General features: G+C 67.7%; 10 protein-coding genes. 4 read left to right on the top strand and 6 right to left on the bottom strand.

The genetic code is table 11. The features are described 5' to 3' along the window. On the top strand, positions 1–469 hold a 469-nt coding region (locus J2W68_RS17540; protein WP_310238575.1), incomplete at its 5' end, for a hypothetical protein. Between the two features lie 90 nt (positions 470–559). On the opposite strand, the gene J2W68_RS17535 is transcribed toward J2W68_RS17540, so the two are convergent. The 4 genes from J2W68_RS17535 to J2W68_RS17520 form a co-directional block, all read right to left on the bottom strand. Next, a complete protein-coding gene (locus J2W68_RS17535; protein ID WP_310238572.1) occupies positions 560–1,123 on the bottom strand; it encodes a DUF3016 domain-containing protein in 564 nt (187 codons plus the stop codon). 102 nt (positions 1,124–1,225) lie between these two features. Next, entirely contained in the window at positions 1,226–2,698 is a 1,473-nt protein-coding gene (locus J2W68_RS17530; RefSeq protein WP_310238569.1) for a hypothetical protein, read from the bottom strand. Further along, positions 2,695–3,606: an ABC transporter ATP-binding protein gene (locus tag J2W68_RS17525; protein WP_310238567.1), complete on the bottom strand. Its 912-nt coding sequence runs from the start codon at positions 3,604–3,606 to the stop codon at positions 2,695–2,697. Before J2W68_RS17525 ends, J2W68_RS17530 begins: the two co-directional genes overlap by 4 nt. Further along, positions 3,603–3,992 carry a GntR family transcriptional regulator gene (locus J2W68_RS17520; protein WP_310238564.1) on the bottom strand — a complete coding sequence of 130 codons (390 nt, stop codon included), beginning with the start codon at positions 3,990–3,992 and terminating at the stop codon, positions 3,603–3,605. Before J2W68_RS17520 ends, J2W68_RS17525 begins: the two co-directional genes overlap by 4 nt. A 127-nt stretch (positions 3,993–4,119) precedes the next feature. Here J2W68_RS17520 and J2W68_RS17515 point away from each other — a divergent pair, with 127 nt between their 5' ends. The 3 genes from J2W68_RS17515 (at position 4,120) to J2W68_RS17505 (ending at position 6,591) form a co-directional block, all read left to right on the top strand. Next, positions 4,120–4,782: a murein L,D-transpeptidase catalytic domain family protein gene (locus tag J2W68_RS17515; RefSeq protein ID WP_310238561.1), complete on the top strand. Its 663-nt coding sequence runs from the start codon at positions 4,120–4,122 to the stop codon at positions 4,780–4,782. A gap of 78 nt (positions 4,783–4,860) precedes the next feature. Next, entirely contained in the window at positions 4,861–5,874 is a 1,014-nt protein-coding gene (locus tag J2W68_RS17510) for a L,D-transpeptidase family protein (RefSeq protein ID WP_310238559.1), read from the top strand. A 3-nt stretch (positions 5,875–5,877) separates the two neighbouring features. Then, positions 5,878–6,591 (top strand): M23 family metallopeptidase, encoded by a 714-nt coding sequence (locus J2W68_RS17505; protein ID WP_310238556.1) that lies wholly within the window; start codon positions 5,878–5,880, stop codon positions 6,589–6,591. A gap of 95 nt (positions 6,592–6,686) precedes the next feature. On the opposite strand, the gene J2W68_RS17500 is transcribed toward J2W68_RS17505, so the two are convergent. Both J2W68_RS17500 and J2W68_RS17495 read right to left on the bottom strand, forming a co-directional pair. After that, positions 6,687–7,238 carry a fasciclin domain-containing protein gene (locus J2W68_RS17500; protein WP_430539771.1) on the bottom strand — a complete coding sequence of 184 codons (552 nt, stop codon included), beginning with the start codon at positions 7,236–7,238 and terminating at the stop codon, positions 6,687–6,689. 268 nt (positions 7,239–7,506) lie between these two features. Next, positions 7,507–8,055: an arylesterase gene (locus J2W68_RS17495; RefSeq protein WP_310238553.1), complete on the bottom strand. Its 549-nt coding sequence runs from the start codon at positions 8,053–8,055 to the stop codon at positions 7,507–7,509. Between the last annotated feature and the right edge of the window lie 165 nt (positions 8,056–8,220).

Raw genomic sequence — 8,220 nt, 5'->3', positions numbered from 1 at the left:
GCAAGTGCAGGGCTTTCGCCCGCTGCGCGTGCGAGTCCCTTTTGGATGGACCCAAAAGGAACCAAAAGGTCCCTTCGCCGGACGCGATCCGCCGCGATACAGCCGCGGCGGTCCCCTGCGCTTCTCGGACGACGGGGCACGCAGCCCAAACTCGCTATGCTCAGACATGGGCTGCTCTTCGACCCCGCTGCCCTGCGATGCTCGGCTCGCTCTACGGCTCGATTCAAGTCAAAGGCTGAAAGCCAAAGCCAAAGCCAAAGCCAAAGCCAAAGCCAAAGCCAAAGGCAAAGGCAAAGGCAAAGACAAAGCCAAAGGCAAAGACAAAGGCAAAGGCAAAGCCCAAGGCAAAGCCCAAGCCCAAACCAAAGCGAAGCCAAGCCAAGCCAGAAAAACGGGGCCGATAACCGAGGCCGAAAGTGCAGCACTGGTGACGATCGTGAACACGCTCGTCCGACCGCGGCGCGCTTGAGGCAAGCGCGTCGTCGCTGACCGCAACCGGTCTGGCGCGCGCAAGAAAAAAGCCGCGCAATTGCGCGGCTTTTTCAAGCAGAGCGAACCGTCAGCGCTGCGCGATCGCAGGCCGCAGGTCACGCCTCAGCCAATCGTCGACCAGCTGCTTCTCGTAACGCAATGCATCGCTGTTCATCGCGCTGCCGGCGCGGCTGAGGAAGCCCATGTCGCGCAGCTCGCGGGGGCCTTCGGCGATCACGGTGCCGTTGGCATCGCGCAGCACGAAGTCGAGATCGATCCGCGGCGGGTAGTGGTCCTTGATGATCCGCACATGGTCCATGCGCGGTCCATTCCACGGCTCGTACATGCCGGCCCGGCGGATGTCGCGGATGGTCACGTCGAGCGTGCTGCCGGCCGGCAGTTCGCGTTCCGCGCGCTGACGCACGTAGCGCGCGATCTGCTCGACCCAGTCGCCGCGGCGCGCTTCCCAGCGGTTGCCGCTGAGGCGGATATCCGAAAACGCCTCCGGGTCTGTCCATTGCACGGCGACCGGGCTGTCCCCGGTGAGGCTGTGTGGCAGTTCCGGATCGGTGACATCGTTGCCGGCAAGCGCCGGCATCGCAAGGGCGCTGAGCGCGGCGGCGAGCAGCAGGGGCAGGGATCGGCGATTCATTGCAGGTACTCCCGACTGCGCAGGCAATGTGCGCAGGATGTAGGACTGGAACTCGATCATGCGCCGGGCGGGCTTAACCGGCAATCAAAGGGGCCTGGCGGTTCAGTCGACAAGAAAAGCATGCGCGCGACGTTGGAATGTCCGGAGCGACACCCGCGCGGCCGCCAGGTAAGCGCAGATGAGCAGGACCCAGCCGGCACTCCATGCCGGCAGGGACGCGCCGATCGGAATCCGCAGCATGACGATCATCAGCGTCGAGGCTGTCGCCAGCAGCAGCGGCAGCATCACCAGGCCCATGCGGAGGGTGCCAAGACCGGTGCCGGCAAGCGCCACCAGGCACATCAGCCAACTGCCTGCCGCGGCCCCAGCCAGCATCAGCACTATCAGAGCCAACTGCTGCGAGGGGGCGTCGATGACCCATGCCAGCAGCAGCGCCGCCGCCAGCGCGACTCCCATTAACTGGCCGATCCTGCGCAGCACACCACGCTGCAGCAACCTTCGGGCCCGGGCCGGATCTCCGAGGCCCGGCAGCAAAGCGAGTTCCACGAACTCACCCGACTGCCGCTGCCGGCGACGGTCCAGACGCAGCGCGAGGGTCCAGCCGCCCCCGAGCAGTCCGATCAGGCCGCCGAGCAGCAATGCGTCCCGCAGGAACGCGGATTCGCCCGGGAACGGGGTCAGAAGTACCGCAGTGATGGCCAGCGCAACGAGCGCCCACTCCTTGACCGCCTGACGCGGCGTGACCTGTCCCATCGGTCCAGCGAGCACTGCGCTGATCGACGCCTGTGGCGAATGGGGGCCTGCCGTGTCGCTGCGGATCACGGGCGCTAGCCAGCCGGAATGCGTCGACAGGCCCGGGTGGTCCGCATCGGTCTGCGTTGCGCCGTAGCCCATCGCGTTCATCGGATCGAACAGCACCATTGGCCGCCGCCAGCGCGGAATGGCGCCCGGATCGGTGATCCGCGCAACGCGGCTCCAGTACCACGTCGCCGCCAATGTACCCACCAGTATCAGCAGCGGCAGCGACGACATCGAGAACAGCTCGATCCCGATCGCGCGTTCCGCCCGGACCAGGGTCTCGCGCGGCGTCAGGCCGACCACGCCCGGCGCCACGCACAGAGCGGCTGCGAGCGGCGACGGCATCAGCACGAACAGCAGACCTGCCAGCGCACCGATCGCGGGCGTTCCGAACGCGGGAACCGGCGCAAACCCGGCTGCGAGCAGCAACGTGCCCGGCAGCAGGAGGGTCAGCGCGACGCCGATCGCGACGGCGGTCCGCGTTGCCGCGGCGACGCCCGGCATGCAGCCGTGGGTGGCCTGGCCGCGCAACAGCACAAGCCGTCCGAACAGGCCTGCCCAGAGCGCGAAATTGGCCATGGCCGCGAACATGCCGGTGAGGTTCGAACGGCTTGCAGTGCCGGGCGCCAGGACGGCGAGTGCGCCTGCGGCGAGCAGCAGCGCGGCATACGTGACCAGCAGCCACACCTGGTGCCGGCGCGAGGTGGACACACGCAGCGCGGCGATGGCATCGGCCACGCCGGCGGCGCGGACGCTAGGCACGGCGACGGCATTCATGCCGACACCTCGATGAACAGATCTTCCAGCGGCAGCGCCTCGGCGCGCACGCCCTGTACCGTCACAAGGTCCGGCCAGGGCGCGCCTTCCGGTCGCAGCACCGTGATCGACAGGCCGCCGTAGGGATGCGGACGACGTGAGACTTCGCCGGGCACGTCGTCGCGCAGCTGCGCGGCCACCGCTTCGGGCACGTGCAGGCGCAGGTTGCGTTCCTTGAGACTGTCGAGCTCGCTGTGCAGCAGCAGCTGGCCCTCGTGCAGGAAGGCGACATGCGAAGCGACGCGTTCGAGATCGGACACGATGTGGGTCGAGAACAGCACCGTGGTGCCGGACTCGCCGGCGCGCGAGGCGATCTCGCGCAGCAGTTCGCGGCGGCCGACCGGATCCAGCGCCGAGGCGGGCTCATCGAGCACCAGCAGTTCGGGTTGTGGGGCGAGCGCACGCACGATGGCGACGCGCTGGCGCTCGCCGGGCGAGAGTTTCGCGAGCATACGGCTGCGCGGCAGCTGCCAGCGCTCCAGTGTGGCGTCGACGTAGGCGGCGTCCCAGCGCGGATAGAAACGCCCGACGAAATCCAGCATTTCGCCGACCTGCAGCCACGCCATCGCTTCGGGTTGTTGCGGCACATAGCCGAGCCGCTGCTTGATCGCATCGGTGAGGCGCAGTGCTGGCACGCCCCAGACGGTGGCGCGACCGGTATCGGGCTCGATCAGGCCGAGCATCGCGCGGATCAGCGTGCTCTTGCCTGCGCCGTTGCGGCCGATCAGCCCGAGCACCGCGCCGGGTTCGATCGCCAGCGACACGCCGCGCAGCACGCTGCGGTTGTCGTACTGCTTGATCAGACCGTCGACGGCGAGTGGCGCCGCGGTGTCGAAAGCGGTGTGGGAGCGTTCGAGCATGGCGTTCATTGCGGATCCTCCGTGAGTCGAGTCTTGAGACGGGCAAGCAGGGCGTCGGCCGGCAGTTCGAGTTCGCGCGCCTGGCGCGCCAGTGCATCCAGCGCTGGATCGATCAGGGTCCAGCGCGCGGCGAGGTCGGGCGGCGCGGCGAGGTCGGCGACGACCATGCCCTTGCCGCGCAGCCGCAGCAGCACGCCTTCGGCTTCCAGCTGGCTGTAGGCCTTGGACACGGTCATGGGGTTGATCGCATGCAGCCCCGCGACATCGCGGACCGAGGGCAGGGTGTCCCCGGGTCGCAACACACCACCCGCCACCAGCCGGCGGATCTGGCCGGTGATCTGCCGGTAGAGCGGCTCGGCGGCGCTGGGCTGGATCGAGAGCAGGCTTGCGTCCATGTGTATCAATACAACAATACACTTTGGCTGGTGTCAAGCTTACGAGCCGTCGGAAGTGACATGCTCGAGCTGTGTTCGGGGCCGGGCGAATTCCGGCGTTCCACCTGCCGGCGCTAAGCTTGTCCGCATGCGCAACACCATCTCCCGGGCACTGCTGGGCCTGTCACTGCTGGCGTCGTCGTCGGTGCTGCAGGCCGCCGACACCACCCTCGACACCCTGGCGGCCGCGGCGCCGGCGCTCGATCGCGAGGTGCTGTCGCTCGCACTCGACGCACGCACCTGCGCCAAACGCGCGCACGACGTGGGGCGGCGGCTAGCGGTCATCGACTACTCGCGTCCATCCACCGAAATCCGCATGTGGGTCTTCGATGTCCAAAGCGGGCGCCTGCTGCATGCAGAACACGTCGCGCATGGACGCGGCAGCGGCGACAACCTGCCCACGGTGTTCTCCGATGTCGAAGGCAGCTACCAGTCGAGCCTGGGCCTGTTCTCGACCGCCGAGACCTACACCGGGCAGAACGGCTATTCGCTGCGCATGGACGGCCTAGAACCCGGTATCAACGGCCGTGCGCGCGAGCGGCTGATCGTCATGCACGGTGCCGATTACGTGGACCCGGATCAGGCCCGTCGGCAGGGCCGGCTCGGGCGCAGCTGGGGGTGTCCGGCGGTGCGTGACGAAGTGGCGCAGGCGGTCATCGACGATCTCAAGGATGGGCAACTGCTGTTCGCCTATGCCAACGATCCCGCATGGCGGCGTGATTCGAAGCTGTTGCGCTGCCCGGCACGCTGAACGGGCCGCGCGCGGCTTCACACGGCCGGCGCGCGTGCGCCACGAGCATGCGGCGTCACAAGCCCAAGGAACGACAGCATGCCCGCCCACTGGATCCGCACTGCCCGCGCGCCTGTCTGCGCATTCGCCATGCTGCTGGTCGCAGCGCCCGCGTTCGCGCAGGACGCCCCCGCGGGCGGTGACACCGCGCAGAGCGCCGAAGCGTCCTCGGCATTGACGGTCGAATCGGTCAATGCGGCGGACATGGACGCCGGCGATGCAGCGATGTTGCGTACGCAGGTGCTGCTCGATCGCGTGCACTTCTCGCCCGGCGAGATCGACGCACGCGGCGGTACCAACACCACACGTGCGATCGCCGCGTTCCAGCGCTTTCGCGGCATCGAGGCGAGCGGTGAACTCGATGCGCGCACCTGGGATGCGTTGACCGGCGACGATACGCCCGCGCTGCTCGCGCACACGCTGACGGCCGAAGACGTCGCAGGTCCGTTCGTGCCGGTGCCCGACGACATGATGGCGCAGTCCAAGCAGGAGGCCCTCGGTTTCGAGAACGTCGTCGAAGCACTCGGCGAACGCTTCCATGCATCGCCCGCGCTGCTGCGCCGGCTCAACCCCGGCAGCGACTTCAAGGCCGGGGCGCGCATCGTCGTGCCGAACGTCGCCGAGGCCGCGCCCCTGGCCGAGCCTGCGCGCGTGGTCGTGAGCAAATCGGATTCGGTTGTGCGCCTAGTGGATGCCGGCGGCAAGGTCTATGCCCAGTTTCCGGCGTCGACCGGTACCGAGCACGATCCGCTGCCGATCGGCGAATGGAAGATCGAAGGCGTCGCCACCGATCCCACCTTCCACTACAACCCAGAGTTGTTCTGGGATGCAGATCCGTCGCACGCCAAGGCGGCGTTGCCGGCCGGCCCGAACAATCCGGTCGGCACGGTGTGGATCGATCTGTCGAAGCCGCATTACGGCATCCACGGCACGCCCGAGCCGCAGAACATCGGCAAGACCCAGTCGCACGGCTGCATCCGCATGACCAACTGGAGCGCGCGACGCGTCGCCGATGTGGTCAAGCCGGGCACGGTCGCACTGCTCGAGGAGTAAGCGATGAAACGGCCGGGAATCTGGGTCGCGCTGATTGCGGTGCTGCTGCTGGCCAATGTCGCGTGGTTCTTCTGGCAGGGCGGCCCGCTGTTCGAGCGCGGCGCGAGCGAGACGAATGACGCCGCCGATGTCGCGCCTGCGCAGACAGCTCCTGGCAGTGCGGCCTCCGGTGTCACGTCTCCGCCCGCACCTGCAGGGGTGACCGTGGCGCCGCCGGTAGTACAGCCGACCGCTGCGCCTGTCGTGGACACCACGTCGCCTGAAGGTCTGTTGCTGCCGGTGCAGGGCATCGCCATCGCCGATATCCAAGACACGTTTGGCGATGCACGCGGCAGCGAGCGGCAGCACGAGGCCCTCGACATCATGGCGCCGACCGGCACGCCGGTGATCGCCGTGGCCGACGGGACGATCGAGAAACTGTTCACCAGCGATCGCGGTGGGCTGACGATCTACCAGTTCGAACCCAGCGGGCAGTTCTCGTACTACTATGCCCATTTGCAGGCGTATGCGCCGGGTTTGCGCGAAGGTGCGACGGTAATGCGGGGCGATGTGCTGGGCACCGTCGGCAGCACCGGCAACGCGGATCCCGCGGCGCCGCATCTGCACTTCGCGATCTTCCGGCTGACGCCGGAGAAGCAGTGGTGGACCGGTACGCCGGTCAATCCCTATCCGCTGATGCGTGCAGCGGATGGCGCGGCTGCACCCGCGCAGCCGTAAGCGCCGACGATCACGCAGAAAAGAGGCGGCCATCTGGCCGCCTCTTTCGTATCTGCGCAACCGGCAGCACCGGTCCGCGGAAAGTGCCTGCGCCGTTACGGCATCAGCACCGTATCGATCACGTGGATCACGCCGTTGCTCTGGCGCACGTCGGCCGTGGTCACGCGCGCCACGTCACCCTTGGCGTCGGTCAGCGTGACGGTCTCGCCGTCGAGCTGCGCGGTCAGCTCGGCGCCCTCGACGGTCGTGAGCTTGGCGGTGCCGCCACCGGCCTGGATCTGCTGCACAAGTGTTGCAGCATCGACGTTGCCTGGAACGACGTGGTAGGTCAGCACCTTGGTCAGGTCGGCCTTCATCTCCGGCTTCAGCAGACCGTCGACGGCGCCGGTCGGCAGCTTCTCGAACGCGGCATTGGTCGGCGCGAACACCGTGAACGGGCCCGGGCCCTTCAGCGTGTCGACGAGACCGGCGGCCTGGACCGCGGCCACAAGAGTGGTGTGGTCCTGCGACGTGGCGGCATTGGTGACGATGTCGCGGTCGGCGAACATCGGCGCGCCGCCCACCATCGGATTGTCGTTCTGCGCGGTGGCATCGGCTTCGGCAGACGTCGCGGCGTCCATGGCGGTGGCAGCCGGCGATGCGGTCATCGGGGCTTCGGCCGGAGGCGGTGCAACCGCAGCCGAGGTGTCGGTGGCGGCGTCCTGCTGGCAGGCAGTCAGGGTGGCGATCGAGGCGAGCAGCATCGTGGCAAGCAGAGTGCGCTTCATGGTGTTTTCTCAGAAGTCGTCCGGGGACGGTGAGTGGCCTGACGCACATGCGGCAGGTTCGCTCATCACTACGCACATGGCAGGCCGGCTGGATGCATCACGCCGTTCTTACATTTGCACCGCCCGCTGCGGCGTCTGGGGGGTGCGGTCAGTCCAGCAGCGGTTGCAGCGCCGGCCACACATGGTCGAGCAGTTGCGCCTGCACCGCGGCCGTCGGATGCAGGTTGTCGTCCTGGAAGTTCGCGCGGTCAGTGGCGATCGGCTCGAGCAGGAACGGCAGTAGCGCGGTGTCGAAGGTCTTCGCCAGCAGGCGATAGTTGTCCTCGAAGCCGCGGGTGTAGTCGGCGCCGAGGTTGGGCGGCATGCGCATGCCGACCAGCAGCACCTGCGCGCCGACGTGCTGGGACGCGCCGATCATCCGCGCCAGATTGCGGCGCGCATCGGCCAGCGGCAGGCCGCGGAGGCCGTCGTTGGCACCGAGCGCGATGATCACGATGTCGGGTTGCTCGCGGACCACGGCCTGGACGATCCGGGATGCGCCGCCCGCACTGGTCTCGCCGGAGATGCTCGCATTGACCACGCGCCAGCCGGGGGCATCGCGCTGCAGGCGTTGCTGCAACAACGACACCCAGCCTTCGCCGGCGGACATCCCGTAGCCCGCGGACAAGGAGTCGCCCATGACCAGGATCGTTTTCATCGAATTGACCGGCTCGGCTGTCACAGACGCGGTCTGCGCCTGCGCGGTCAGTGCACACAGCACAAGCAGACAACCGATGGCACATTGCATGGAGGCGCGGAAAGCCCCATACCGGACGCGCTTAATCATTGTTTAAACCCCGTCTTCGAAGATGGCTGCCATTCG

This window comes from Luteimonas terrae (assembly GCF_031457535.1).
Classification (GTDB): domain Bacteria; phylum Pseudomonadota; class Gammaproteobacteria; order Xanthomonadales; family Xanthomonadaceae; genus Luteimonas; species Luteimonas terrae_A.
The sequence above is the reverse complement of the archived record's forward strand: the minus strand, read 5'-3'. Positions and strand labels throughout refer to the sequence as shown.

Bases quoted from the DNA above. Each gene is read 5' to 3' on its own strand.
- J2W68_RS17535 (WP_310238572.1), bottom strand. From the start codon at position 1,123: ATGAATCGCCGATCCCTGCCCCTGCTGCTCGCCGCCGCGCTCAGCGCC.
- J2W68_RS17510 (WP_310238559.1), top strand. From the start codon at position 4,861: ATGCCCGCCCACTGGATCCGCACTGCCCGCGCGCCTGTCTGCGCATTC.
- J2W68_RS17500 (WP_430539771.1), bottom strand. From the start codon at position 7,238: ATGACCGCATCGCCGGCTGCCACCGCCATGGACGCCGCGACGTCTGCC.
- J2W68_RS17505 (WP_310238556.1), top strand. From the start codon at position 5,878: ATGAAACGGCCGGGAATCTGGGTCGCGCTGATTGCGGTGCTGCTGCTG.
- J2W68_RS17525 (WP_310238567.1), bottom strand. From the start codon at position 3,606: ATGAACGCCATGCTCGAACGCTCCCACACCGCTTTCGACACCGCGGCG.
- J2W68_RS17520 (WP_310238564.1), bottom strand. From the start codon at position 3,992: ATGGACGCAAGCCTGCTCTCGATCCAGCCCAGCGCCGCCGAGCCGCTC.
- J2W68_RS17495 (WP_310238553.1), bottom strand. From the start codon at position 8,055: ATGAAAACGATCCTGGTCATGGGCGACTCCTTGTCCGCGGGCTACGGG.
- J2W68_RS17530 (WP_310238569.1), bottom strand. From the start codon at position 2,698: ATGAATGCCGTCGCCGTGCCTAGCGTCCGCGCCGCCGGCGTGGCCGAT.
- J2W68_RS17515 (WP_310238561.1), top strand. From the start codon at position 4,120: ATGCGCAACACCATCTCCCGGGCACTGCTGGGCCTGTCACTGCTGGCG.